Genomic DNA, 25,179 nt, shown 5'->3' on the forward strand with positions numbered 1-25,179 from the left:
TTTTTTATTTTGAAGAAGCAGAAAACTTATTTGTTTTTGCTTTTGAATTTGGTTTTCAGTGTATACCACAGCGGACCGGAAATGCATACAGAAGAGAATGCACCGGCAACGATACCAACCATCAGAGGTGCTGCAAATTCACGGATCGACGGAACGCCGAGAATGAACAGTGCTGCGATCGTGATGAAGGTTGTCAGAGAAGTATAGATACTTCTTGTAAGAGTCTGTGTGATACTTCTGTTTACGATCTCTTTAAGTGCTTCGTCACTGTGTTTCTTTGAGTTACCCAGGTTTTCACGGATACGGTCAAAGATAACAATAGATGCGTTGATAGAGTATCCGATGATCGTCAGCATGCAGGCAATAAATGTATTACCGACAGAGATTCTGGCGATCGCATAGAATGCCAGCACGATCAGTACGTCGTGGAGCAGAGCCAGAACGGCACTTGCACCGAAACGGATATCTTTGAAACGCAGCCAGATGTAGATCAGCATGCAGATGGCTGCAATGATAACCGCAACGATCGCATCCTGACGCATTTCATTACTTACGGTAGAAGAAATGCTCTCTGCGGTGATTGTGGATTCATCCACACCAAATTTTTTATTCAGTTTCTGGCTAAGCTCGGTTCTTTCATCCAGAGACAGTTCTCTTGTCTTTATGATAACCTGATTGGAACCGCTTACCTTGGTAGCCTGGATATTTGCATCGCCGGTTACTTCCTGTACAACCGGTTTTACTTTTTCATCGATCTCTTCGATGGAGTAATCTTCGTTGAAGGTTACGTTTGTAGAAGTACCGCCCATAAACTCAAGGCTGTAGTTCAGTGCTTTTCCACCGCCCTGGCTGTGGATCAGCATGGTAACCGGACCGGAGATCATGCATACGATCGCGATCGCAAAGAATACTTTCTTATGTTTCAGGAAATCAATGGTGTCATGTTTTTTCGGACAGCCATAATATTTCACATCCTGGAATCCAAGGGCAAAGAATGCCTTTGCCAGACATCTGGAAATAACCAGTGCGGAGAACATGGACAGAATGATACTCATTGCCAGTGTGTATGCGAAACCTTTTACAGAACCGGTTCCCATGATACCCAGCACGATCGCTGCGATCAGGGTTGTGATATTTCCGTCCAGGATTGCAGACAGAGCTTTTTTGAAACCGATATCGATCGCACTTTTCACGGATTTACCGGCTGCGATTTCTTCACGGATACGTGCATAGATGATAACGTTTGCATCGACCGCCATACCGATACCAAGGATGATACCTGCGATACCCGGCAGAGTCAGTGTGATATCAAATGCATTTAAAGTAACCAGTGTCAGTACGGTGTACAGCAGCAGAGAGATCGCTGCAACAACACCTGGCAGCAGGTAAACAACCATCATAAAGATGCAGACAAGTGCCAGACCGATCGCTCCTGCTTTTAAGCTGGTGGAAATTGCGGCTTCCCCAAGCTGAGCACCTACAACGTTGGAACGCAGCTCCTGCAGTTCCAGGGACAGAGAACCGATACGGATGGAAGAAGCCAGATTTTCTGCTTCCTGTGCATCTGCCATGCCGGTGATGACAGCAGAACCGTCTGTGATCGCACTCTGTACGGTCGGAGCACTGATGACATCTCCATCGTATACAATATAGATGGATTTGCCGATATTTTCTGAAGTTGCAGTTGCAAAGGCTGCGGCACCTGCACTGTCAAACTCCAGTTTTACAACGTTCTCATTGTTTTTCAGGTTATCCTGCTGAACGCCTGCTTCTGCGGATGCGACCTGGCTTCCGTCTACGACAACAGTGCCGTCTTCCAGCTGGAACTGAAGGGAACCTGGTTTGCCAAGTTCTTCAAGAATGGTATTTGCATCGGATACACCAGGGATTTCGATGTTGATACGGTTAGTACCTTCCTGGTAAACCTGTGCTTCTGTGCTGTAGCCGTCAACACGCTGCTGCAGCTTGTAGATCGTGTCTTTCATATCTTCGGCAGACGGATTCTCATCACCAACTACCTCATATGTGATACTTACACCGCCGGACAGGTCCAGACCAAGTGTGATGTTTTTGGCAGCTCCCGTTCCGGTAGGTCCGAAGCCGACAGCTGTGGTGTAGGTCAAAAGCCCAAGAAACAGGGCGATCGCAACGACTACACCAATCGCTTTGTTCTTTTTCATGTTTCTTAATTCTCCTTTTCCTCGGCAGCGAGTGCTGCCTTTATCATGATCGCGCATTCGATACGCTTCCGCTGCAATTCACATCCGATATCATATGCATCGTTGATGGATTTGTGGAAATTCCAGGAGTTTGCCGCACATCCGCCGCTGCAGTAGAATTTTGCAAAACAGTTTTTGCACTTTTCTTTTGCATAGACATTGCAGTTTTTAAACTCAGCCTGGATCTGTGGTGTTTTGATACCTTCCTCCACATTTCCCATCAGGAACTGTTCTTCCCCGACGAACTGATGACACGGATAAAAATCACCCCACGGTGTGACAGCGAGGTATTCTGTTCCGGAGCCGCATCCGGAGAGGCGTTTGTAAACGCATGGACCTCCCGTCAGGTCTATCATAAAATGGAAGAAATTGAATCCCCTTCCTTCCTTATGACGCTTGATCATTTCCTTTGCCAGTCTGTCATATTCTTCGCAGATTGCCGGAATATCTTCTTCCCGCAGTGCGTACTCCTCTTCCGGCTGAGCAACAACCGGCTCCACGGAGATCTGTTTGAAGCCCAGATCTGCCAGATGCAGGACATCGGATGCAAAATCCAAGTTGTGTCTGGTAAAGGTCCCTCTTACATAATATTTATCCTGATGTCTGCTCTCCGCAAATTTTTCAAATTTCGGGAGAATCAGGTCATAGCTTCCTTTTCCTTTGCGGAACGGACGCATGTAGTCATGTACTTCTTTTCTGCCGTCGATGCTGAGTACGACATTTGCCATCTCACGGTTACAGAACTCCATAACCTCATCGTTTAACAGAACGCCGTTTGTAGTCAGTGTAAAACGGAAATTTTTGTTATGGATCTTCTCCTGCTCTCTTCCGTATGCAACCAGGTCTTTTACTACCTGCCAGTTCATCAGCGGCTCCCCGCCAAAGAAATCCACTTCCAGATTTCTTCTGCTTCCGGAATTTGCGATCAGGAAATCCAGTGCTTTTTTGCCGACTTCGTAGCTCATCAGGGCACGACGGCCATGATACTCACCTTCTTCTGCAAAGCAGTAACGACAGGCGAGGTTACAGTCGTGAGCAATGTGCAGGCAGAGTGCCTTCACAACAGTCGGACGGTTTTTAAATGCGTCGATTGCATTTTCATAGATATCTTCGGTAAACAGTGCCCCGGCTTCTTCCAGTTCATGACATTCTTCCAGTGCTTCTTCGATCTCTGCCGGAGCATAGCTGTTCGCAAGTGCTTTTAAGATCTCTTCTTTTGATTCTTTTTTTTCGAGGTATGGCAGTACATCGTACACCACATCATCTACGATATGTACGGAACCGCTGTTTACATCCATAACGATGTTAAAACCGTTGCTTTTATATTGATGGATCAACCCGTAATCCCCTTTCAGTTCTCCAGACGCTAAGAAACAGCGAGCAAGATGCCCGCTGCTTGCTTGTATGTCCTGTTATTATTTATTGCTTTCGCAGCTCTGATTTCCTACGGTGCAGGATGTCTTACATGCGGACTGGCAAGATGTCTGACATTCGCCGCATCCGCCTTTCTTTACTGTGTTCTGCAGACTTTTGGTATTTAATGTCTGAATATGTTTCATATTATCGCCTCCTTATCTTCGCTTACGCGGAAATTTAATTAGATTATAACATAATGTTCACAATAGTAAAAGCATTTTTTTTACAATAACACAACTTTTTCACAAATCCATGTTATAATAAGACACAATCATAGGATCGGCAACTGCGATCCGCATCCATTTTAATACAGTCGAAAGGAATAATTTAACTATGAAAAAGAAAGTTGCAACAGCTGCCATTGCAGCAATGACCATGACATTTCTGGCAGGGTGTTCTTCCAGGGGCACTTATGCCAAATACCTGACACTTGGCGAATACAAAGGTCTGAGCGTCACCAAAGTAAAAACGGAAGTAACCGATGACGATGTGGAGGCTGAGATTGAAAGTGCCCTGGATGAAAATGCGGAGTATACGGATGTAGACCGTGCCGCAAAAGACGGCGATCAGGTAAACATTGACTTCGACGGAAGCATTGACGGAGAAGCATGGGATTCGGATACCGACTACGATCTGGTGATCGGTTCGGAGGATTTCCAGCCGGAGTTCGAAGAACATCTGATCGGTGCAAAAGCCGGCGATACACTGGAATTTACGATCACGCTCTCGGATGATTACGATGGTGATTACGCCGGAAAAGATGCAGATTTCAAAGTAACGGTCAATGCGGTGCAGGAGATCAACGTTCCGGAACTGAATGACGATTACTGCAAGAAGTACACCGACTATGATACCGTTGATGAATACCGTGCCGGTGTCAGAAAAGAGCTGGAAGAATATTATGATGAGACAAACACCGAGACGGCCCAGAATGATCTGCTCTCCCAGATCCTTGAAAACTCCAAAGTTTCCGGTTATCCGCAGGATCTCTACGATAAATGCAAAGAAGAATATGATGCTAACAACCAGATTCTTGCAGACATGTTTGGTATCGATGTCTCTGACATTGCAGGCTCCGAAGATAACGTCAAGAGTGCCGTAGAAGAAATGGTTTATACGGAAATGCTGACGACCGCGATCGCAGAAAAGGAAAATATCACCGTTTCGGATGATGAATACACCGACTACGTCAACTCCGTCTATGAGGAGAGCGGCTACACTTCCGCAGAAGAATATGAAGAAGATTACACCAAAGACGAGACAGTAAATACCATCCTCTATAATAAAGTTATGGATTTTCTGATGCAGAATGCAACCGTTACCGAAGTTTCTGAGGACGAGTACTATGAAGAAGATACCGAGATGGATGAGGAAGCGTACGATACCGAAGAAATCACGGAAAATGAGACAGATGCCGAAGATTTGGAGATGACAGAGTAATGTCCCAAAAAAAGAAAAGTATGTTGTTATTTCTGGTAGTTGCCCTCCTTCTTGTCCTGTCGCTTGTTGCTGTCTTTTTTCTGAACAGCCACAACGAACAGGGCGAGATCGCCCGTATTTATCAGGACGGTAAGCTGATCCGCGAAGTGTCACTGACCGATGTTGCCAGTCCTTATGAATTTCAGGTGGAGGCTTCGGATGGCGGCTACAACTTGATCCGGGTAGAAAAAGGGGCAATCGGCATCAAAGATGCCGACTGCCCGGACAAAATCTGCCAGCAGAGAGGCATGGTGTCGGATACCGGATATCCGGTCACCTGCCTGCCCCACAAGCTGGTTATTCAAATTGAACGCCTTACTGCCGCCTCCAATGGTATCGATGCGGTCGTGCAGTAAGAATCCTACTCTTCTCCCGCTCTTGCAGCGATCTCCTTATCCATGATATCTTTCGGTGCCTGCTCATAGCGTGCAAACTCATATGCGAAATCGCCGCTTCCACCTGTCATGGAACGTAACGTTGTGCAGTAGCCGTAAAGCTCCATCATCGGGATGTCTGCTTCTACGATCTGATTGCCTTTGTGATCTGGATTCATGCCAAGCACACGGCCACGGCGTTTGTTCAGATCACCCATCACGTCTCCGGTAAATTTATCCGGAACGGTGACTTTCAAAGATGCGATCGGCTCCAGCAGTACTGGTGATGCCTCAAGGAATCCTTTTTTAAATGCCTGAATGGATGCGGTCTTGAATGCCATTTCAGAGGAGTCAACCGGATGATAGGAGCCATCATAAAGAATGGCTTTTACACCGACAACCGGGTAACCTGCCAGAGGTCCCTTTAATACAGCTTCCTGGACACCTTTTTCTACAGCCGGGAAGTAGTTCTTCGGAACGGCTCCGCCGACCACTTCCTGTTCGAATGCATAAGGTGTTTCCAGATCTCCAAGCGGCTCAAAACGCATCTTGACGTGACCATACTGTCCATGTCCGCCGGACTGCTTTTTGTATTTAGCTTCCACATCGGCACTCTTGCGGATCGTCTCACGGAATGCAACCTTTGGTCTTTCCAGTTCAATCTCGATCTTGTACTTCGTGAGCAATTCGCTCTGAATCATCTCAAGATGCTGGTCGCCCATACCATAGAGCAGTGTCTGACGGTTCTCAGAATCATTGACCACTTTCATTGTCAGATCTTCGTGGGAGATCTTCTGAAGTGCCTGAGCTACTTTATCCTCGTCCCCTTTGTTTTTTGCACGGTAGCGTTTGTAAGTATATGGAATGGAAACTTCGATCTTGCCGTAACGGATCGGTGTTGCCTTAGTAGAAAGGGTATCGCCGGTACGTGCCTTGTCGAGTTTGGCGATCGCCCCGATGTCTCCGGCATGAAGCTCAGGAATCTCGATCGGTTTGCTTCCTTCAAATACATACAGCTTATTCAGCTTCTGTTCTGCATCTTTGTCAATATTGAAAATGACATCATCACTCTTGATAACGCCGGATTTCACTTTGATCATAGAATATTTTCCGATGAACGGATCGACGATCGTCTTAAATACCTGGGCGGATTTTGCTTTTGCAAAATCATAATTTGCTTCAAAAATCTCGTTTGTCTTTGTATTGATGCCGGCTACACTGCGTTTGTCCGGACTTGGGAAATACTGCACAATATCATCTAAAAGATTTGCCACGCCGCGGAGCTGAACCGGTGAGCCCATCGCTACCGGAACGATATCGCCGCTGGAAACGTTCTGTGTCAGTGCCATCATGATCTCATGCACGGAGAACTCTTCTCCTGCAAAATAGCGATCCATAAACTCCTCGCTTGTCTCTGCAACTGCTTCCAGCAGAGTTTCTCTATATTTTTCAAGATATTCATCCAGATATTCAGGAATCGGACATTCTTCTTTCTGACCTTTTTCCAGCCATTTTCTTCCTGCTTTCTTTACTACGTTGACATATCCTGTAAATTTCTCATTCTCACGGATCGGGAAGTGGATCGGTGCGATCTTTTTTCCGAACTGTTCCGTCAGATCTTCGGTGATCTTTCGGAAACTTGCATTGTCAAAATCCATATTTGTGATAAAAATCATGCGTGGGAGACTGTATTTCTCACACAGAGCCCATGCCTTCAAAGTACCAACTTCTACGCCGTTCTTTCCGTTTACAACGATCACGGCTGCATCTGCTGCCGCTGCTGCTTCTTCTGCCTCTCCTACAAAATCAAAATAACCAGGTGCATCCAGAATGTTCACCTTTACATCGCCCCAGGCGATCGGTACTAAAGAAGTGCTGATCGAGAATTTTCTCTTGATCTCTTCTTTGTCAAAGTCACTGATGGTATTACCGTCCGTCACATTTCCCAGTCTGCTTGTGATACCGCCAAGATACGCCATGGCTTCAACCAGACTGGTTTTGCCCGAGCCTCCATGTCCAAGGAGCACGACATTTCGAATTCTGTCTGTTGTGTAAACTTTCATGCTATTATCCTCCAATACAATTTATTCTTGATCTGCTCAAGTGCTTATGGGTATATTCTACTAAAAGATTTGAAGTTTTTCAAGCTTTTTATTCAAAATATACAAGTTTTTTACAAGTTTATCGAAATATGGTATATGAATCTGCCATTTTTCTTTTGAATTGTTCTTTTTATACAAACAATATAGACAATGCAAGATATCAAGCTGAATTTTTTTGTCATTACCACACAATAATTTCTGCATTTTCACTTTAACGTGGAAAAGTGTTGACATTCTATTTTGGCAATAGTAAAATAAAAGCCAGCAAAAATGAAGAAAGACTGCCGATTTTTCGGCATGCGATGAGGATGAAGAAATGGAAACAACCTTTACTGCCGGGTTTATTGGCCTTGGCCTGATCGGCGGCTCCATTGCCCGGGCTTTGAAAAAATATTATCCGGATGTGCAGATACTGGCACACACGAGAAGTCGCCATACAACCGAATACGCACTGGAACATGGCATCATTGATGAGATCTGTGATACAGTCGATGAACGATACCACAAGTGCGATTACATTTTTTTATGTGCACCTGTGGAATGCAATGCTTCTTATCTGGGACTGCTGAAGCCGTATCTGAAAAAAGGATGTATTCTTACGGATGTCGGAAGCACAAAGACCAACATCCATAAAAAGGTAGAAGAACTGGGTCTGGAAGAATATTTCATCGGTGGACATCCGATGGCAGGTTCTGAGAAGACCGGAATCGAAAATGCCAAGGCTCTTCTTCTGGAAAATGCTTACTATGTTCTGACACCGGCTGCCAAAGTGACCGGTGAAATGGTCGAGCGATACCGTGACCTGGTGGCATCTTTAAAAGCGATCCCTCTGATCCTTACCTATGAAAAGCATGATTATGTTACGGCTGCGATCAGCCATCTTCCGCATATCATTGCTTCGTCCCTGGTCAATCTGGTCAAAGACTGCGATTACGAGGACGGAACGATGAAGAAAGTGGCGGCAGGCGGCTTTAAGGATATCACAAGAATCGCATCTTCTTCTCCGGAGATGTGGGAACAGATCTGTTCTGCCAACAGTGAAAATATTCTTTCCGTGTTAGATGAATATATCAACAGCCTGATCGAGATCAAATTTTCACTTGCGGAACATAATACACACTGTATCCATGATTTGTTTGAGACATCCAGGGATTATCGCAACTCGATCTCTGATTCCGGAAGCGGTCCAATCCCGAAAGCCTACTCGATCTACTGTGACATGGTGGATGAGGCCGGCGGGATTGCCGCACTTGCTACGATCCTTGCCACAAACGGTATCAGTATCAAAAACATCGGTATCGTACATAACCGTGAATTTGAAGAAGCAGTGCTCCACGTAGAATTTTATGAAGAAATGGCAAAAATAAAGGCAGCCGAGCTGCTTCGCAAATATCGTTATACTATATATGAAAGATAAAACAGGAGGCTTTGATGGAATTTCATAAAACAGAAAAACCGCTTCGCGGTGAAATTACCATTCCCGGTGATAAATCGATCTCACACCGCAGCGTTATGTTCGGTGCGATCAGTCAGGGAACAACAGAAATCACAAATTTTCTTCAGGGACAGGACTGTCTGTCAACCATTTCCTGTTTCCGAAAAATGGGGATTGAAATCGAAAATACTTCAGAACGAATTCTGGTTCACGGACGCGGGCTGCATGGCCTTACTGCTCCGACGGAAATCCTGGATGTTGGAAACAGCGGTACCACAACAAGGCTGATCTCAGGTATTCTCGCCGGACAGGATTTCACATCCGAACTGACCGGAGATGCATCGATCCAGAAACGTCCGATGGGACGCATCATCAAACCGTTATCCATGATGGATGCCACGATTGAAAGTATCAAAGGAAACGGATGTGCACCGCTTCGCATCAGCGGACACGCTTTAAAGGGGATTCATTACCAGTCACCGGTCGCATCTGCCCAGGTAAAATCCAGCATTCTGCTGGCAGGACTTTATGCTGACGGCAAAACTTCTGTGACCGAACCGGCATTATCCAGAAACCATACGGAGATCATGCTTCGTTCTTTCGGAGCCACGGTCACTTCTGAGGGGACTACCGCATCGATTCTGCCGGATCCGGATCTTCATGGACAGAAAATAGAAGTGCCTGGCGATATCTCTTCTGCTGCGTATTTTATTGTGGCTGCACTGATTGTTCCGGGATCGGAAATCCTGATCAAAAACTGCGGCATCAACGAGACAAGAGATGGCATCTTACGTGTCTGCCGTGCAATGGGAGCGGATATCACCGTCCTGAATGCACATACATCCGGCGGTGAGGCAGTTGCAGACCTTCTGGTACGCTACACGCCGGATCTGAAAGGCTGTGTGATCGAAGGAGATATCATTCCGACGCTGATCGATGAAATACCGGTCATTGCTGTTTTAGCTGCATTTGCAGATGGAACAACTACGATCCGAAATGCTGAAGAATTAAAAGTAAAAGAATCCAACCGCCTGGATATCATGGTGCATCATTTAAGTGAAATGGGATGTGATATCACAGGAACCGAAGATGGCATGATCATAAATGGAGGCAAAACGCTTCAAGGAGCCGTTCTTGACAGTTTTCTAGATCACCGCATCGCCATGTCCTTTGCGATTGCTTCTCTGGCATGCGAAAGCACTCTGACGATCCGGCGTGCCGACTGTGTCAACATCAGCTATCCTGCTTTTTATCAGGATCTTGAACGTCTTTGCCGATAAAAGTAAGAATCTTCTGATGCAGAACTGCATTTTCTTTTTTCAAGGAAACAGGTTTTGCTTCTTTATTTAAGAAGCAATGCCTGCTTTTTCCGGTTGTACATAATTTCCCATCTTTCTGATGATAAATTTCATAGCAAAATTCCAGAACGATCCCATTATACTTTGCAGCTGTCACTTTGATATCCACAAGATCATCAAAATGGACCATCTGACGATAAGTTGCTTCAACTCCAAGCACCGGAACGATGATGCCCTGTTTTTCCATTTCACGGTACGAAATCCCGCAGTGCCGCATCCAGTCGATCCGTGCTTCTTCAAACCAGCGGATATAGTTGGAATGATGTACGATGCCCATTTGGTCCGTTTCATAATACTGTACTCTGTGTGTATACATACAAAATCCACCCCTTATCAGATTAGCCCATAATGTTTCATGGCAAATGCAATGCCGTCCTCTTCTACCGTTTTCGTTACAAATTCCGCATACGGTTCCAGAACATTACTGTGTACGCCCATGGCAACGGCATGTTTTACATACTGAAACATCGGAAGATCGTTGCTGCTGTCCCCGAACACATAGGCGTTTTCCATCGGAATGTTCATGTGTTCCAGAATATAGGCGATGCCGCTGGCCTTTGAAAAGCCTTTTGGGACAACTTCGAAAAATCCGTTCTGGCGGTCGATCAGATCCATATCTTTTCCAAGATTTGCCTTGATCGCCGCAAGATTGGTCTTCTGATCATAATAAAACACAAATTTATCATAATCAAAACGATCCTGTTCTATGTAGGTTTCGATTCCAAGACCCATCGGTGCGAAATAACGCCTGGTGTGTTCGATCCCTTCAAATCTGGTTATTCGCTTTGAAAAATAGCAGTCGTCCGTTGCTTCGAGGATCGGTTCTGCATGATTCTCCTGAAGCACACGGATAATCTCTCTTCCTCTTTTATGCGGTATAATACGGGAGAACATCACTTCATCGCCAAGCATGATGTAGGTGCCACATCCACACAGATATCCGGAAAACGGTGCACGTTTTAATTCCATCGGAACGCTGCAGTAGCATCTGCCGGTATTGATAAAGGTCAGATTTCCAAGTTCAATCGTTTTTTTTAGAGCATCGAGTGCACTGTCCGGTATCTTTCCGGTCACATCACTTAAAAGCGTGCCGTCGATATCAAAAAATAATGCATTTCTCATGTTTCGTATCCTTCCTGAAATAAAGAATTGGTATGCTGTCTTTTCGGCAGCATTATACTATGCATCAAAAGATGCTGCAAAGTTTTTCTTATACTTTTGCATCAAAAAAAGCTGCCGGCTGACTTTTTGCTGTCAGCCAGACAGCGAACTTTTCATTCCCAGAATGCCGTTTCCTGCCTTTTGATTCCTGGCCAGGCCAGGTGGGTATCCGCAGCCGTATCCGTTGTCTTCCATTTACAAAAAACGGCATGACATTGTATAAAGCAATATAGGATTCCCTGTTATAACATTGCAGGTTCAAAATAACAGGAGTGTCGCACATCCCAGGTGGATTTCTCACTGGCTTTATTATACTCCAGTATATCCGATTTTTCAACTGAAAATTCAAGCAATTTTAGTTTCACGGTTCCCGCATGATGATACTGATCACATAACGGTTGTTCGGAAGATCCATATGTGTGATATTATCCAGACGAATCAGATCAACATCTACCCACAGCTGTTCTGCTGCAATCATAATGTTTGCGAGCATGATGCCGAAATCAAATTCGTTGTATTTGCCAAGCAGTCTGCGATGAGCGACAGTCTGTTTGGAAAAGACATGGACACGGTTTTCATAAACGACAAAACGCCATGGCTGACTGTTAAATGCAGACGGTGCCAGTCTGGCCACTTCCAGAAATTCTTTTACAAATCTTCTCGGAGGTTCTTTGACGGCACAGAGATCTTCCATGGATTCCCTTTTGGCATCTTCCTGATTCCGCACCATATCTACTTTCGGATATCCAATTGCCATCAGGATGACGCATCGCATGCCCTCTTTTGGCATTTCGCCTTTCAGATGTCCCATACCCTGGAAGCAGCTTCCAACACCTTTTGAAAACAGATAAAGCGAGATCTGCTGCATGATATAGCCGGCATTCATATCCGCTCTTTCTTTGTCCTCTGTATAGATCACAAGATAATAGGGAGCTGCTACATTGATAATACCGCCCAGCCTGGACTTTGCTTTTTTACTGCCCTGTGTATCGATCAGTTCGATGCTGGTCTCGATCCCCGGGAACAGCGGTTCCATTTCATGGTAAAACTGGATCATCCCTTCCAGAATGCTTGTCTCTACTTTATCCTTGCGAAAATTTCTGATTGATTTGCGTGTGTACACTGCTTCGTATAGCGTCATTTTGTCTCTCCTGCACTTTCAGCATCTTGTTAATAACTTGTAACAATATTGTAACATAGTTATTTAAATTTTCAACTACTTTTTTTATATTTTCTTGTATACTGAAGTTATAAGGTGTTTGGTACAAAGCGTCTCATCCAGAAAGCAAGAATGACATTTTGACCTTTTGATCCTGGCATCATTATAATTATGTATTTGGATTTTTTACAGACAAGGGGGTTTTTGTATGAGTAAAAAGCGAATCATTACCATTTCAAGAAGTTTCGGAAGCGGTGGTCGCATGATCGGTGAGGAACTGGCCAGAAGACTGGAGTATCATTTCTATGACCGCAATCTGCTGGATCTTCTCTCAGAGAAGACCGGTATCAGTGAACAGGGGCTGGAAAGTGCGGACGAGAAACTGCCGCAGAAGATTCTGGATCACTATGTTCCGACCAGAGTAACGGACTATAATACCAGCCACTATCTGTTCCGCATGGAAAGTAAACTGATCGAGGAGCTTGCAGAAAAGGAATGCTGTGTTTTTATCGGAAGGCTCGCAGACTGGATTTTAAAAGACCGCGACGATGTGCTGAACGTATTTATCACGGCACCGGATGAAGACCGCATCCAGCGTATCATGGAAACAGAAGATGTTACGCAGACTCAGGCAGAGAAACTGATGGTGCAGATTGATAAAATGCGGAACAATTATTATTCTTATTTTACAGACCGCAAATGGCAGCATACGAAAGACCGTGACATCATCGTCAACAGTTCGCTTCTTGGCATTGAAGGAACGGTAGGTATGCTGGAGTATATTGTAAATGCATCAAATTGAGTTCGGATAAGAAAGGTTGTCGAATGTGCAAATGAAACTGCATTGCAAAATATAGTGCGTAAAATAATACAGCCATGATGAACTCGAAAACAAATCGCTCTGACGGTAGCAAGGCTTCCGTCGTGAGGTTTGCGATGTTGCCGTCCCCCGAGCCGCTGTCTGAGCCTCGAAGAGGCGAGTTTAGGCGAAGGGCGGCTAACACACGAGCGAACCGAACAGGAAACGAAGCGTGTCAGGAGATTGTTTTCGAATCATCATGGCGTCCTATTTTTATAAAATTATTTTTATGGCGTTCCTTTGCACATTAAGAAAATCTCCGCCACATCTTTATTTTGCATCCTTCGGCACATCTTTGATGCTGAAGCTGATGCGTCCCATCTTGTCTTTTCCAAGGCATACAACTTTCACAACATCGCCCAGTGTCAGAACGTCTTCTACATGGTTGATACGCTCTTTTGCGATCTTGGAGATGTGTACCATACCTTCTTTTCCAGGAGCGAACTCAAGGAAAGCACCGAACTCTTTGATGCTGATGACTTTACCGGTGTAGATCTGTCCCTGCTCGTAATCGGTTACGATGATGTTGATCAGATCTACGGCTTTCTGCATCATGGCAGCGTCGGTTCCGCAAATGGAGACAGCACCTTCATCGGAAATATCAATCTTCACACCGGTCTCTTCGATGATCGCATTGATCGTTTTTCCTCTCTGTCCTACAACATCACCGATCTTTTCCGGATCAATCTTGATCTGGATGATCTTCGGTGCGTACTCGCCAACACTCTTACGCGGCTCTGCAATGGCTTTTGCCATGACTTCATCCATGATGTACATTCTTGCTTCGCGTGTTCTTGCGATAGCTTCTTCGATGATCGGTCTGGTAAGTCCGTGGATCTTGATATCCATCTGGATCGCTGTGATACCTTTCTTTGTACCTGCTACCTTGAAGTCCATGTCTCCAAAGAAATCTTCCAGTCCCTGGATGTCTGTCAGAACGATGTAATCATCATCGCTCTCACCGGTTACCAGACCACAGGAAATACCTGCGACTGCAGATTTGATCGGTACACCGGCTGCCATCAGGGACATGCTGGATGCACAGATACTTGCCTGTGAAGTAGAACCGTTGGATTCAAAAGTCTCGGATACGGTACGGATCGCATACGGGAATTCCTCTTCGCTTGGAAGAACCGGAACGAGTGCTCTCTCTGCCAGTGCTCCGTGACCGATTTCACGTCTTCCAGGTCCTCTGGAAGGCTTTGTCTCCCCTACAGAGTAGCTTGGGAAGTTATAATGATGCATATAACGTTTGGAAATGACGTTTTCATCCAGCCCATCCAGTCTCTGAGCTTCGGAAAGCGGAGCCAGTGTGCAGACGTTGCAGATCTGTGTCTGACCTCTGGTGAACATGGCAGAACCATGTACTCTTGGGATCAAATCTACTTCTGCTGCCAGCGGACGGATCTGTGTGATCGCACGGCCATCCGGACGTTTGTGGTCTTTTAAGATCATCTTACGAACAGTTTTTTTCTGATACTGATAAACAGCTTCATCCAGAACAGCAAGCCATTCTTCATTCTCGGCAAAAGCTTCTTCCAGTTTATCTTTGATCTCACGGATGTTTGCTTCTCTTGTCTGTTTATCATCGGTAAACACAGCTTCTTCCATCTGTTCCGGTGTTACGATCTCTTTGATGGCTGCAAACAGTTCTTCCGGTACAGCACAGCTTTCATAGCTATGTTTCTCTTTTCCACACTCGGCAACGATCTTGTCAATGAATGCAATCACCTGCTGATTGACTTCATGTGCCGCAAAAATTGCTTCGATCATCTTATCTTCCGGTACTTCATTTGCACCGGCTTCGATCATGATGACTTTTTCTCTGGTAGATGCAACCGTCAGAGCCATATCAGAAACCTGACGCTGTGCGGAGGTCGGATTGAATACGAACTCACCATCGATCAGACCTACCTGTGTGGTAGCAGTCGGTCCGTCAAACGGGATATCAGAAATAGCAGTTGCGATCGCAGAACCAAGCATTGCAGTCAGCTCCGGGCTGCAGTCCGGGTCAACAGACATAACCATGTTGTTCAGAGTTACATCGTTGCGGTAATCTTTCGGGAAAAGCGGACGCATCGGACGATCAATGACACGGGATGTCAGGATCGCATTTTCAGAAGCCTTTCCTTCACGTTTGTTGAAGCCGCCCGGAATCTTTCCAACGGCATACATTTTCTCTTCGTATTCCACACTCAGAGGGAAGAAATCAATCCCTTCACGAGGCTTTTCGGATGCAGTAGCGGTTGATAATACGGTAGTATCGCCGTAATGCATAAATGCCGCACCATTTGCCTGTGCTGCCACTCTTCCGACATCAACGGTCAGAGTTCTTCCGGCAAGTTCCATAGAAAAACTTTTGTACATAATTACTCTCCTTTTCTTTTTCTCTGAATTTGTTTTGCTTTTACGGCAGCCTCTCCGAAACAACTGAAAAACATTTTATCATCAAAATATATCGTTAAAATACTTTTCAGTGGTCTCGGAATGTAAAGCAGCTGCCGGCTCGGTTTCTGTCAGGAGAAACCATTCTGGAAGTTTACGCATACTTCAAGCAACGTAAACAGGGGACGGAAATCGTTCCGTCCCCCTGTGATTCCCAGATTATTTTCTGATACCAAGTTTTGCGATCAGTGCACGGTATCCTTCCAGATCTGTTTTCTTAAGGTAAGCAAGCAGACCACGTCTCTGTCCAACCATTTTCAGCAGACCACGTCTGGAGTGATGATCCTTCGGATGATTTTTCAGATGCTCTGTCAGCTCCTGGATACGTGCTGTCAGGATAGCGATCTGTACTTCCGGTGAACCTGTATCTCCTTCTTTTCTTGCATACTCTGCGATAATAGCTGTTTTCTTTTCTTTTGAAATCATGATATTTCCTCCTTGTTTTTCACACGCCGGATACTAAGAACAGGGTCGGAGTCGTCCTCAGCTCTGAATATCGGCTTAATTCATACTTGTTAAGTATAGCACAGTATGATAAACTACGTCAACCATTTTCGGTTGGCAAATAAAATAAAAATAAATGTTCCGGCAAGAACCAGGAAAATCCCAAGATAATAGAGGATTTTTGCCCGTCTCTCCAGATAATTTCCTCTTTCTATGATAAAAATCGATGGATTTGAAATCTTGTATCTGATATTCACTTTTTGATTCAGCACAAATTTGCAGGGATTACTGCCGTAGCGATACCGTTTCCGTATCAGCACGCCGTCTGCATAGTAAGCAAAGACAGGATAAAAATAGTTGTGGACGCCTTCCTGCCGACCCTTTTCATCCGGATGGCCGGCCACGATCTCAACGACCGTTGCTTCTGCCCGCCCTTTATATTTTGCATGAATGTTGCGGTAGCGTCTGCACAGAAATCCCAGAAAAATAAAGATCACGCCAAGCAGCATCATAAGATCGCCAAGCATCCCGATACTATTTTTCAAAGAAGTACTCCTTTCCAAAAGCAATATCCGCCTGCATCTGATTTTTCAAGTGTTCGACAGAGTCAAATTTCATCTCCGGCCGTTTAAACTTCCAAAGTTCTACATCAATATTTTCTCCATAGAGATCTCCGTCAAAATCAAACAGGTACGTTTCTACTCCACGGAACGTCTCACCGATGGTCGGTTTGTAGCCGATGTTTGTCACACCGTAATATGCCTGTTCACCGATGCGTGTCCTGGAAAGATAGACACCGTTTGGCGGAAGCAGTTTTTTGGTGCTCGGTACCAGATTGGTAGTCGGCATGCCAAGTGTCCGGCCGATCCGCCTGCCGTGAAGCACTTCACCGGAAATAAAATAGCGATAGCCCAAAAGATCATTGACCAGTTCCATATTGCCTGCTTCCAGGGCTTCTTTGACATAGGTACTGCTGATATCTCTGCCTTTATACTGCTCTTTCTCTACGACTTCGACCTGAAAACCATATTTTTTCTGGAGCCAGAGAAGAAGAGTGGCATCTCCGCCTCGTTTATAACCAAAATGAAAATCTTTTCCGACAACAATCGATTTGGCATGCAGCCGGTTCACGAGGATTTCTCTTACAAAATCCTCTGCCTCCATACCGGATACCGACGGAATGAACGGACAGTCGATCAGATAAGAAAGTCCCGTTTTTTCCAACATGAACCGTTTTTCTTCGTCCGTCAAAACAAATCCGCTTTTTCTGCCGTTGATGGTAAACATTACGCTTTTCAGGTTCTTTTTTTCCAGAATGCGGGACAGAAGCTTCTGATGCCCTCTGTGCACGCCATCAAATTTTCCAAGTGTAACGGCTGTCTCCTCCTGGATATACAGTCCGTCAATTCCCTTCATGTATTCCATAATCACATTCCTATTTTATAAAAACATTTTTACCGGAAAAAACATGCCTTTTTCTTCCCGGTATTCATAGATCGCACAGAACTGTCCAGCGGTATCGTATACGCGGATCCTGTCCTTTTCCAGCTCACCCACGTTCTGCCCTTCCGGCAAAAGGTTCTGTATCTCACGAACACGAAACGGATTGCCGTTTCTGAGGATCTTTTCCTGCTCTTCCAGGATCGATACGCACGGATACTGCATAAAAACAGCATCGACCGGCATCAGAATCTGTTTGATTTTTCCTGATTCCTGCAATTTTTCAATTTCAGGAAGTTTCAGGCTGTCTTTTAATGTAAAACTGCTGACACGGGTACGGAGAAGTGATTCCATGCATCCGCCGCAGCCAAGCTTTTCTCCGATGTCATGGCAAAGCGTGCGGATATATGTTCCCTTGGAACAGGTAACGGTCATGGTGACAAAAGGCAGGGCAATCTGATCGATCGTAATTTTCAGAATCTTGATCTTTCTCGCTTTTCTCTCTACGGTTTTTCCTTCTCTTGCCAGATCGCAGAGCTTTTTTCCATTCACTTTCAGTGCGGAGTACATCGGCGGAACCTGTGCATATTCTCCGACAAAACCAAGGATCGCCTCACGTACCTCTGTTTCCGATACGGCTGCATCCTTCTGTTCCAGGATTTCGCCGGTCATATCCTGCGTATCCGTGACGACGCCAAGGTGCAGAACAGCCTGATAGGTTTTATCTTTATCTGTTAAAAGCTCACACACTTTCGTTGCTTTTCCAAGACACACCGGCAGCACACCTTCTGCTGCCGGGTCCAGGGTTCCGGTGTGTCCGATCTTTTTCTGTTTTAAAATCCCGCGGAGTTTTGCAACGACATCGTGTGAGGTATAGCCCTGTTCTTTGTATACATTCAGAATTCCGTTAAAAGTGTTCTTCTGTGGTGTCACTGTACTTCCTCCGGCATCTGTTTTGCAATCTCTCTGGTCAGGTTGTTTACCACATCATGCATGGAACCCTGCATGGTACATCCGGCTGCACGCACATGACCGCCGCCGCCGAAAAACTGTGCCACTTTCTGCACATCGATATAGGACTTTGAACGCATGCTGACTTTGTATTCCTGCGTGTTGGCCTCATACAGGAAAATAGCAACCTCTACGCCCTCCGTATTGCGAAGCAGTGCAGAAATACCGTCAAGATCCGTCGGGGTCACGCCGTAGAAATCAATGTCACGCTGACGCAGTCCGCTGATGATACATCTGCCGTCCATCAGCCGCATGCTCTCAAGCAGGGCACGCCCTGTGATCTGGTGCTGAAGGTATGTTTTTTCGAAATACGTTTTATCGAGAATGTCGGTGAATGCAATGCCTTTGTCCATCAGTTTTCCGGCAATCTGCATCGTTTTGGAAGAGGTGCAGGTATACTGGAAGACACCGGTATCGTGGGCGATTCCCATATAAAGAGCCTCTGCGATATTTTTGCCGATCTTATCTTCATCCAGAATATCATAGATCAGTTCACAGGTAGAACTTGCCTTTGCTTCGATATAATTGGTCTGTGCATAGCCTGGGTTGCTGATATGGTGGTCAATGCAGACCGTGCGTTTTGCAGTGTCAAAATATTTTGCAGACGCTCCGAGACGCTGCTTGTCCCCGGCATCCAGTGCAATGAACAAATCGTATACTTTCTCTTCCTCACAGGAATATATGATCCGGTCGCTTCCTTCCAGAAATTTAAAAGAATCACGGATCTCTTCCAGATAGACCGTTGGCTGAACATCCGGAAATTCCTGCTGTATGTAGAGATAAAGTCCGATACAGGAGCCGACACAGTCGCCGTCCGGCCGAATATGGCCGGAGATCGCAACGGTCTTTGTATCCTGTAAAATTTCAGAAAGTTTAATCTTCATGCTCATCCTCTCTCTTTTCAGAATGACTATTTACATCATCGATCAGTTTTGACATGCTGACACCATATTCAATGGACTGATCCAGCACAAAACGGATTTCCGGCGTATTACGGAGATTGATCGTATGTGCCAGTTTTCGTCTGATAAATCCTTCTGCACTTTTCAGACCTGCAATGGTATCCTGCTGGGCCTGTTCATTGCCCAGCACGCTGATCCATGCTTTGCAGGTCTTCAGATCCGGTGCAACTTCCACCGCAACGACTGATGTCATCGGATGGATTCTCGGATCTTTGATCTCCCCGCGGATGATATTTGCCAGTTCACGCTGTACTTCACCATTGATGCGGGTGTTTTTAATACTATGCTTTCTCATATTGGCAAAACCTGCTTTCCTATCTTGGTACTTCTACCATAATATATGCTTCTACCTGATCCAGTTCGTGGACATCATTGAATTTCTCAAATACAAGACCACATTCGTATCCGGCTCTTACTTCTTTTACATCATCTTTGAATCGTTTCAGGGATGCCAGCGGTCCTTCAAAGATCTGTGTTCCTTCACGGGTAATACGGACAGAGCAGCCTCTCTGGAACGTACCGTCCAGCACATAAGAACCGGCGATGGTTCCGACACCGGAAGCTTTGAACAGCTGACGTACTTCTGCGTGTCCGATGACTTTTTCTTCGAAGATCGGATCCAGCATGCCCTTCATAGCTGCTTCTACATCTGCAATCGCATCGTAGATGACACGGTACAGTCTTACGTCCACACCTTCACGCTCTGCAGTTGCCTTTGCAGTTGCATCCGGACGAACGTTAAATCCGATGATGATCGCATTGGATGCACTTGCCAGGCTGACATCGGATTCGTTGATCGCACCGACACCGCCGTGGATGATCTTGACAACGACTTCATCGTTGGAAAGTTTCAGAAGACTCTGTTTTACGGCTTCTACAGAACCCTGTACATCTGCCTTTACAATGATGTTCAGTTCTTTGAGGTCACCTGCCTGGATCTGTGAGAACAGGTCATCCAGAGACATTCTTGCCTTTGTCTCTTCGAGCAGTCGTTCTCTTCCTTCACTTACGAAGGTTTCTGCAAAGTTTCTTGCTTCTTTGTCATTTTCGCATGCAACAAAGATCTCACCTGCGTTTGGTACATCGGAAAGACCAAGGATCTCTACCGGAGTAGAAGGACCTGCCTCTTTTACTCTTCTTCCCTTGTCATCCATCATCGCACGGACTTTGCCATAGCTGGAACCGCATGCTACCGGATCACCGACATGCAGCGTACCCTTCTGAACCAGAACCGTTGCTACCGGACCTTTTCCTTTATCCAGCTCAGCCTCGATGATCAGACCTCTTGCTGCACGGTTCGGGTTTGCTTTCAGTTCAGAAACTTCAGCAGTCAGAAGGATCATCTCAAGCAGTGTGTCGATACCTTCGTGTGTATGGGCAGATACCGGAACAAAGATCGTACTTCCGCCCCAGTCTTCCGGAATCAGTTCATACTCGGAAAGTTCCTGTTTTACACGGTCGATGTTGGCACTTGGCTTATCGATTTTGTTGATCGCAACGATGATCTCTGTGCCGGCTGCTTTTGCATGGTTGATCGCTTCTACAGTCTGCGGCATTACACCGTCATCTGCTGCAACAACCAGGATCGCAATATCGGTTGCATTTGCACCACGCATACGCATGGCAGTAAATGCTTCATGTCCCGGTGTATCCAGAAATGTGATCTTCTGTCCGTTGATATCTACGACATAAGCACCGATGTGCTGAGTAATACCGCCAGCTTCTTTTGCGATCACATGCGTGTTACGGATCGCATCCAGAAGAGAAGTCTTACCGTGGTCAACGTGACCCATAACACAGACTACAGGCGGTCTTGAAACCATGGTGCTCTCATCTTCCTCTTCTTCATGAAGAAGCTCTTCGATCACATCTACTTTTTCTTCTTTTTCTGCGATGCAGTTGAACTCCAGTGCAATCTCTTCTGCTTTTTCAAAATCGATCTCCTGGTTTACCGTTACCATAACACCTTCCAGGAAGAGCTTTTTGATGATCGCAGATGCCTGGATCTTCATAGCGTCAGCCAGCTCTTTGATCGTCATGGTTTCCGGAAGTGTGATGGTTTTGATTTCATCTTCCTTCTTCTCCTGTACCGGCGGTGTCGGCTGTTTTACCTGCTGCTTGTTATTCTTTCCGCCGCGGCCGTTATTATTCTTGGAATTATTTTTTCCTCCCTGACCCAAACGGTTGCTCTTGCTCTCAAATTTATCAACTTTATCCTGACGGTCATTTCTTCCGCGGTCATTGCGGTTTCTGGATTCTTTGGTGATCGGTTTTTCCATCACTGCGGAACCGCCGCCCATACGGCTTCCCTGATTTCTTCCGCCGGATGGTCTCTGACCGTCATTTCTGCGTCCCTGGCCCTGATTTCTGGAGTCATTATTGCCGTCACGGAAACGTCCGCCTCCATTCTGACCGTCTCTTCTTGGTCCTCCCTGCTGGCTGCCCCGGTTCTGGCCGTCATTTCTGCGTCCCTGGCCCTGATTTCTGGAGTCATTATTGCCGTCACGGAAACGTCCGCCTCCATTCTGGCCGTCTCTTCTTGGTCCTCCCTGCTGACCTGTACGGTTCTGACCGTCACGATTCTGTGTCTGACCATCCTGTCGATTATTCTGGCCGTCGTTTCTGCGTCCCTGCTGTCCTTCTGTTCGATTTTGTGATCCTCTTGTGCCGCGTCCGATACCTGTACGGCTGTTCTGCGGATGAAATACCTGTGTAATATTTTTCTTTTTAGCAGGTGCTTTCTTTTCTTCTGCTGCTTCTGCCTTTCCTTCCGGCTTCGTCTCTTTCTTTCCGAATTTATCTTCTACCATAGCCACCTGTTCCTCTTCTAATGAATTCATAGGGCTTTTTACCTGAATGCCCTTTTCTGTCAAATAGTTCAAAATTTCTTTATTTTCTTTGCCAAGTTTTTTGGCCAGTTCATGTATCCTGATTCTCGCCATCACATCTACCTCCATCATTTTCCACCGGTAAATATTTCCGGACGGCATTTGCAAGTCCTGTATCTGTGATCGCAAGTGATGCCCGAAATTCTTTACCCATAGCTGCACCTAATTCAGCTTTTGTACCATAAAGATAGAACGGCACCTTATAATATTCGCACATATTCCGGAACTTCTTCTTTGTATTGTCCGAAGATTCCGTGGATACGATAACCAGTGCTGCACAACCCGTTTTGACCGCTTTTTCCGTAGAAAATTCTCCGCTGGCCGTTTTTCCGGCTTTCTGTGCAAGACCGATCATAGAGAGCACTCTATTCTGACTCAATCTTTTCAATCTCCTTCTTCAGGCTGTCATATATCTCCGGCAAGATGCCGGTTTTCAGTGAACGCTCGATCCCGTGATTTCTGATCGCTTTTTCAAGGCATTCCCCGGATCTGCAAATATATGCACCTCTGCCGTTTTTCTTTCCTGTCGCATCCAGGATGATCCCTTCGCTTTCTGTTTTCAGGATGCGGATCATCTCCCGTTTGCTTTTCATTTCCTGACATCCCACGCATTTCCGCATGGGGATTTTTTTAACCTGACTCATGTTTTACTCCTGATCGCCTTCTTCATTCAGCATATCTTCCGTTTCTTTGTCAGAAGTTTCTTCGTATGCTTCTTCATAATCAAAAGTATCCTCATCTGCTGCTTCTGTATCAGCGTCTTCTTCGTAATCGCCCTGCATCAGATATTCATCCAGCTCGCCGGATTCTCTTACCTGTGTCTCACTCTTGATATCGATCTTGAATCCGGTCAGTTTTGCTGCCAGTCTTGCATTCTGTCCTTCTTTTCCGATTGCCAGAGACAGCTGATAATCCGGAACGATCACTTTTGCGGTCTTCTCATCGTCATCTGCGATAACAGAGATTACTTTTGCCGGACTTAATGCATTCTCGATCAGGATTGCCGGGTTTTCATCCCAGTTGATGATATCGATCTTTTCTCCTCGCAGTTCTTCTACGATCGTATTGACACGCACACCGTTCATGCCGACACATGCTCCGACCGGATCTACATCCGGATTGTTGGACCAGACTGCCATCTTTGTTCTGCTTCCGGCTTCTCTTGCAATACTCTTGATCTCTACAGTACCATCTTTTACTTCGGTTACTTCGGACTCAAACAGACGTTTTACCAACTCCGGATGGGTACGTGATACAACAACTTTCGGTCCCTTCGGTGTGTCTTTTACTTCCAGAACGTAAAGCTTGATACGCTCGGTCGGGCGGAATACTTCACCTTTTACCATTTCATTTTCCATCAGGACAGTATCTACTTTACCAAGGTTTACGCTGACATTTCTGCCGACATAACGCTGAACAATACCGGTAATGATATCCTTTTCTTTCTGATAATATTCCTCAAAAAGTACTTTTCTTTCCTCTTCACGGATTTTCTGAAGGATCACGTTCTTGGCATTCATAGTAGCGATACGTCCGAATTCTTTGGATTTGATCTCTACGTTTACGATATCACCAAGCTCATATTTGGAGTTCAGCTGTTTTGCGTTTTCCAGGCTGATCTCCATGATCGGATCTTCTACTTTCTCTACAACCGTCTTTTCTGCGTGCACGTTGAACTCACAGGTTACCGGATCAATAAATACCTTTACATTGTCTGCTTTTCCAAAGTGGTTTTTACATGCCTGAAGCAGGGACTGTTCGATTGCTTCCAGAAGGGTATCCTTGCTGATGTTTTTTTCTTTCTCCAGTACATTTAATGCTTCCAACAACTCGCTATTCATTTTCTTTTATCCTCCTATTATGTTTAAAAATCAAACGCCAGTCTTACCAGTGCTGTCTCGGAACGCTGGAACGTCATTTCGTTGTCTTCTATCACTATGGTGAAGCTGTCTTTGTTGAATTCTTTTAAGATACCTGTGAATTCTTTCTGTTTGTCGATGGCACGGAAAGTGCGGACTTCGATCTCTTTTCCGATGCTTCTTTGGAAATCTTTGTCCTTTTTCAGCGGACGTCCAAGTCCCGGGGAACTCACTTCCAGAATGTAGGAATCTTCGATGTAGTCTTCTTCATCCAGTTTGTCACTCAACGCTCTGCTGATTACTTCGCAGTCATCTACTGCAATCCCGCCCGGTTTGTCAATATAGGCACGCAGATACCAGTTACCGGCCTCTTTTACGTATTCTACATCGACAAGCTCGAACCCGTGTGCATCCACAAGCGGCTGCAGCAGTTCTTCTGTCTTTGCTTCATAAGTCTCTCTTCTTGTCATTCGCTTCACCCTTTCTTATACAACAAGAATGAGTGGGCGAACTGCCCACTCACACTCTGGTAATCTTCTATCATCGCTCCAATTATAACACTACTGCT

Annotated in this window: 24 protein-coding genes and 1 other RNA gene; 5 read left to right on the plus strand and 20 right to left on the minus strand. The window is 45.6% G+C overall.

Features of this window, described 5'->3' with window-relative positions:
- Window positions 1-26 precede the first annotated feature (26 nt).
- The 3 genes from secD to scfA form a co-directional block, all read right to left on the minus strand.
- Window positions 27-2,180, minus strand: a complete 2,154-nt coding sequence (secD, locus tag LKD42_RS02145; protein ID WP_248834676.1) for a protein translocase subunit SecD — start codon at window positions 2,178-2,180, stop codon at window positions 27-29.
- Window positions 2,181-2,185: 5 nt separating this feature from the next.
- A complete protein-coding gene (gene scfB, locus LKD42_RS02150; RefSeq protein WP_147631521.1) occupies window positions 2,186-3,556 on the minus strand; it encodes a thioether cross-link-forming SCIFF peptide maturase in 1,371 nt (456 codons plus the stop codon).
- 78 nt (window positions 3,557-3,634) lie between these two features.
- Window positions 3,635-3,778, minus strand: coding sequence for a six-cysteine ranthipeptide SCIFF (gene scfA / locus LKD42_RS02155; protein WP_022119374.1), 144 nt, complete (start codon window positions 3,776-3,778; stop codon window positions 3,635-3,637).
- A 190-nt stretch (window positions 3,779-3,968) separates the two neighbouring features.
- Between scfA and tig the strand changes: the two genes are divergently transcribed.
- Both tig and LKD42_RS02165 read left to right on the plus strand, forming a co-directional pair.
- A complete protein-coding gene (tig, locus tag LKD42_RS02160; RefSeq protein WP_248834677.1) occupies window positions 3,969-5,075 on the plus strand; it encodes a trigger factor in 1,107 nt (368 codons plus the stop codon).
- Window positions 5,076-5,095: 20 nt separating this feature from the next.
- Window positions 5,096-5,470: a NusG domain II-containing protein gene (locus LKD42_RS02165; RefSeq protein WP_248834678.1), complete on the plus strand. Its 375-nt coding sequence runs from the start codon at window positions 5,096-5,098 to the stop codon at window positions 5,468-5,470.
- Between the two features lie 5 nt (window positions 5,471-5,475).
- Here LKD42_RS02165 and LKD42_RS02170 read toward each other — a convergent pair whose 3' ends face one another.
- Window positions 5,476-7,551, minus strand: a complete 2,076-nt coding sequence (locus LKD42_RS02170) for an elongation factor G (protein WP_022119372.1) — start codon at window positions 7,549-7,551, stop codon at window positions 5,476-5,478.
- A 355-nt stretch (window positions 7,552-7,906) separates the two neighbouring features.
- On the opposite strand from LKD42_RS02170, the gene LKD42_RS02175 reads away from it, so the two are divergent.
- Window positions 7,907-9,007, plus strand: coding sequence for a prephenate dehydrogenase (locus tag LKD42_RS02175; protein WP_248834679.1), 1,101 nt, complete (start codon window positions 7,907-7,909; stop codon window positions 9,005-9,007).
- Window positions 9,008-9,021: 14 nt separating this feature from the next.
- Window positions 9,022-10,305, plus strand: a complete 1,284-nt coding sequence (gene aroA / locus LKD42_RS02180) for a 3-phosphoshikimate 1-carboxyvinyltransferase (RefSeq protein WP_248834680.1) — start codon at window positions 9,022-9,024, stop codon at window positions 10,303-10,305.
- Here the strand turns inward: aroA and LKD42_RS02185 are convergent.
- The 4 genes from LKD42_RS02185 to LKD42_RS02200 form a co-directional block, all read right to left on the minus strand.
- Complete coding sequence (locus tag LKD42_RS02185) at window positions 10,259-10,699, minus strand: acyl-CoA thioesterase (RefSeq protein ID WP_147631526.1); 441 nt, start codon at window positions 10,697-10,699, stop codon at window positions 10,259-10,261. The two genes, aroA and LKD42_RS02185, sit on opposite strands and share 47 nt — an antisense overlap.
- A 17-nt stretch (window positions 10,700-10,716) precedes the next feature.
- Window positions 10,717-11,505 (minus strand): Cof-type HAD-IIB family hydrolase, encoded by a 789-nt coding sequence (locus LKD42_RS02190; RefSeq protein WP_022119368.1) that lies wholly within the window; start codon window positions 11,503-11,505, stop codon window positions 10,717-10,719.
- A 151-nt stretch (window positions 11,506-11,656) separates the two neighbouring features.
- Window positions 11,657-11,838, minus strand: a non-coding RNA gene (gene ssrS / locus LKD42_RS02195) — 6S RNA.
- Window positions 11,839-11,905: 67 nt separating this feature from the next.
- Window positions 11,906-12,685: a nitroreductase family protein gene (locus LKD42_RS02200; RefSeq protein ID WP_248834681.1), complete on the minus strand. Its 780-nt coding sequence runs from the start codon at window positions 12,683-12,685 to the stop codon at window positions 11,906-11,908.
- Window positions 12,686-12,911: 226 nt separating this feature from the next.
- Here LKD42_RS02200 and LKD42_RS02205 point away from each other — a divergent pair, with 226 nt between their 5' ends.
- The gene (locus tag LKD42_RS02205) at window positions 12,912-13,505 is read left to right on the plus strand and encodes a cytidylate kinase-like family protein (RefSeq protein ID WP_022119366.1); all 594 of its coding nucleotides are present in this window, start codon (window positions 12,912-12,914) and stop codon (window positions 13,503-13,505) included.
- 327 nt (window positions 13,506-13,832) lie between these two features.
- Here the strand turns inward: LKD42_RS02205 and LKD42_RS02210 are convergent, their stop codons facing one another.
- The 12 genes from LKD42_RS02210 to LKD42_RS02265 all read right to left on the minus strand — a co-directional run bounded on the left by LKD42_RS02210 (window position 13,833) and on the right by LKD42_RS02265 (window position 25,081).
- Window positions 13,833-15,929, minus strand: a complete 2,097-nt coding sequence (locus tag LKD42_RS02210) for a polyribonucleotide nucleotidyltransferase (protein WP_147631529.1) — start codon at window positions 15,927-15,929, stop codon at window positions 13,833-13,835.
- Between the two features lie 237 nt (window positions 15,930-16,166).
- The gene (gene rpsO, locus LKD42_RS02215; RefSeq protein WP_022119364.1) at window positions 16,167-16,433 is read right to left on the minus strand and encodes a 30S ribosomal protein S15; all 267 of its coding nucleotides are present in this window, start codon (window positions 16,431-16,433) and stop codon (window positions 16,167-16,169) included.
- 113 nt (window positions 16,434-16,546) lie between these two features.
- The gene (locus tag LKD42_RS02220) at window positions 16,547-16,996 is read right to left on the minus strand and encodes a DUF3592 domain-containing protein (protein ID WP_022119363.1); all 450 of its coding nucleotides are present in this window, start codon (window positions 16,994-16,996) and stop codon (window positions 16,547-16,549) included.
- On the minus strand, window positions 16,986-17,876 hold the full coding sequence (locus LKD42_RS02225) for a bifunctional riboflavin kinase/FAD synthetase (RefSeq protein ID WP_248834682.1): 891 nt from the start codon (window positions 17,874-17,876) through the stop codon (window positions 16,986-16,988). The genes LKD42_RS02220 and LKD42_RS02225 overlap by 11 nt, the downstream gene beginning before the upstream one ends.
- Before the next feature lie 15 nt (window positions 17,877-17,891).
- Entirely contained in the window at window positions 17,892-18,824 is a 933-nt protein-coding gene (gene truB / locus LKD42_RS02230) for a tRNA pseudouridine(55) synthase TruB (protein ID WP_248834683.1), read from the minus strand.
- Window positions 18,821-19,786, minus strand: a complete 966-nt coding sequence (locus LKD42_RS02235; RefSeq protein ID WP_248834684.1) for a DHH family phosphoesterase — start codon at window positions 19,784-19,786, stop codon at window positions 18,821-18,823. The genes truB and LKD42_RS02235 overlap by 4 nt, the downstream gene beginning before the upstream one ends.
- Window positions 19,776-20,159 (minus strand): 30S ribosome-binding factor RbfA, encoded by a 384-nt coding sequence (rbfA, locus tag LKD42_RS02240; RefSeq protein WP_022119358.1) that lies wholly within the window; start codon window positions 20,157-20,159, stop codon window positions 19,776-19,778. The genes LKD42_RS02235 and rbfA overlap by 11 nt, the downstream gene beginning before the upstream one ends.
- Window positions 20,160-20,178: 19 nt before the next feature.
- Window positions 20,179-22,806, minus strand: coding sequence for a translation initiation factor IF-2 (infB, locus tag LKD42_RS02245; protein WP_248834685.1), 2,628 nt, complete (start codon window positions 22,804-22,806; stop codon window positions 20,179-20,181).
- Window positions 22,784-23,131, minus strand: a complete 348-nt coding sequence (locus LKD42_RS02250) for a L7Ae/L30e/S12e/Gadd45 family ribosomal protein (protein ID WP_147631535.1) — start codon at window positions 23,129-23,131, stop codon at window positions 22,784-22,786. The genes infB and LKD42_RS02250 overlap by 23 nt, the downstream gene beginning before the upstream one ends.
- Window positions 23,118-23,396, minus strand: coding sequence for an RNase P modulator RnpM (gene rnpM / locus LKD42_RS02255; protein ID WP_022119277.1), 279 nt, complete (start codon window positions 23,394-23,396; stop codon window positions 23,118-23,120). The genes LKD42_RS02250 and rnpM overlap by 14 nt, the downstream gene beginning before the upstream one ends.
- Before the next feature lie 3 nt (window positions 23,397-23,399).
- Window positions 23,400-24,593, minus strand: a complete 1,194-nt coding sequence (nusA, locus tag LKD42_RS02260) for a transcription termination factor NusA (protein WP_173865833.1) — start codon at window positions 24,591-24,593, stop codon at window positions 23,400-23,402.
- A 23-nt stretch (window positions 24,594-24,616) separates the two neighbouring features.
- Window positions 24,617-25,081 (minus strand): ribosome maturation factor RimP, encoded by a 465-nt coding sequence (locus tag LKD42_RS02265; protein ID WP_147631537.1) that lies wholly within the window; start codon window positions 25,079-25,081, stop codon window positions 24,617-24,619.
- Between the last annotated feature and the right edge of the window lie 98 nt (window positions 25,082-25,179).

The sequence above is a fragment of the Hominisplanchenecus faecis genome, assembly GCF_020687205.1.
In the GTDB taxonomy this organism is placed as follows: domain Bacteria; phylum Bacillota; class Clostridia; order Lachnospirales; family Lachnospiraceae; genus Hominisplanchenecus; species Hominisplanchenecus faecis.

Coding starts and splice junctions, on each gene's coding strand:
- LKD42_RS02190 (WP_022119368.1), bottom strand. CDS start 11,505: ATGAGAAATGCATTATTTTTTGATATCGACGGCACGCTTTTAAGTGAT.
- LKD42_RS02265 (WP_147631537.1), bottom strand. CDS start 25,081: ATGACAAGAAGAGAGACTTATGAAGCAAAGACAGAAGAACTGCTGCAG.
- rbfA (WP_022119358.1), bottom strand. CDS start 20,159: ATGAGAAAGCATAGTATTAAAAACACCCGCATCAATGGTGAAGTACAG.
- infB (WP_248834685.1), bottom strand. CDS start 22,806: ATGGCGAGAATCAGGATACATGAACTGGCCAAAAAACTTGGCAAAGAA.
- secD (WP_248834676.1), bottom strand. CDS start 2,180: ATGAAAAAGAACAAAGCGATTGGTGTAGTCGTTGCGATCGCCCTGTTT.
- rpsO (WP_022119364.1), bottom strand. CDS start 16,433: ATGATTTCAAAAGAAAAGAAAACAGCTATTATCGCAGAGTATGCAAGA.
- LKD42_RS02165 (WP_248834678.1), top strand. CDS start 5,096: ATGTTGTTATTTCTGGTAGTTGCCCTCCTTCTTGTCCTGTCGCTTGTT.
- rnpM (WP_022119277.1), bottom strand. CDS start 23,396: ATGAGTCAGGTTAAAAAAATCCCCATGCGGAAATGCGTGGGATGTCAG.
- LKD42_RS02185 (WP_147631526.1), bottom strand. CDS start 10,699: ATGTATACACACAGAGTACAGTATTATGAAACGGACCAAATGGGCATC.
- LKD42_RS02200 (WP_248834681.1), bottom strand. CDS start 12,685: ATGACGCTATACGAAGCAGTGTACACACGCAAATCAATCAGAAATTTT.
- LKD42_RS02225 (WP_248834682.1), bottom strand. CDS start 17,876: ATGGAATACATGAAGGGAATTGACGGACTGTATATCCAGGAGGAGACA.
- tig (WP_248834677.1), top strand. CDS start 3,969: ATGAAAAAGAAAGTTGCAACAGCTGCCATTGCAGCAATGACCATGACA.
- aroA (WP_248834680.1), top strand. CDS start 9,022: ATGGAATTTCATAAAACAGAAAAACCGCTTCGCGGTGAAATTACCATT.
- LKD42_RS02235 (WP_248834684.1), bottom strand. CDS start 19,786: ATGAAGATTAAACTTTCTGAAATTTTACAGGATACAAAGACCGTTGCG.
- LKD42_RS02170 (WP_022119372.1), bottom strand. CDS start 7,551: ATGAAAGTTTACACAACAGACAGAATTCGAAATGTCGTGCTCCTTGGA.
- LKD42_RS02210 (WP_147631529.1), bottom strand. CDS start 15,929: ATGTACAAAAGTTTTTCTATGGAACTTGCCGGAAGAACTCTGACCGTT.
- scfA (WP_022119374.1), bottom strand. CDS start 3,778: ATGAAACATATTCAGACATTAAATACCAAAAGTCTGCAGAACACAGTA.
- LKD42_RS02175 (WP_248834679.1), top strand. CDS start 7,907: ATGGAAACAACCTTTACTGCCGGGTTTATTGGCCTTGGCCTGATCGGC.
- LKD42_RS02205 (WP_022119366.1), top strand. CDS start 12,912: ATGAGTAAAAAGCGAATCATTACCATTTCAAGAAGTTTCGGAAGCGGT.
- nusA (WP_173865833.1), bottom strand. CDS start 24,593: ATGAATAGCGAGTTGTTGGAAGCATTAAATGTACTGGAGAAAGAAAAA.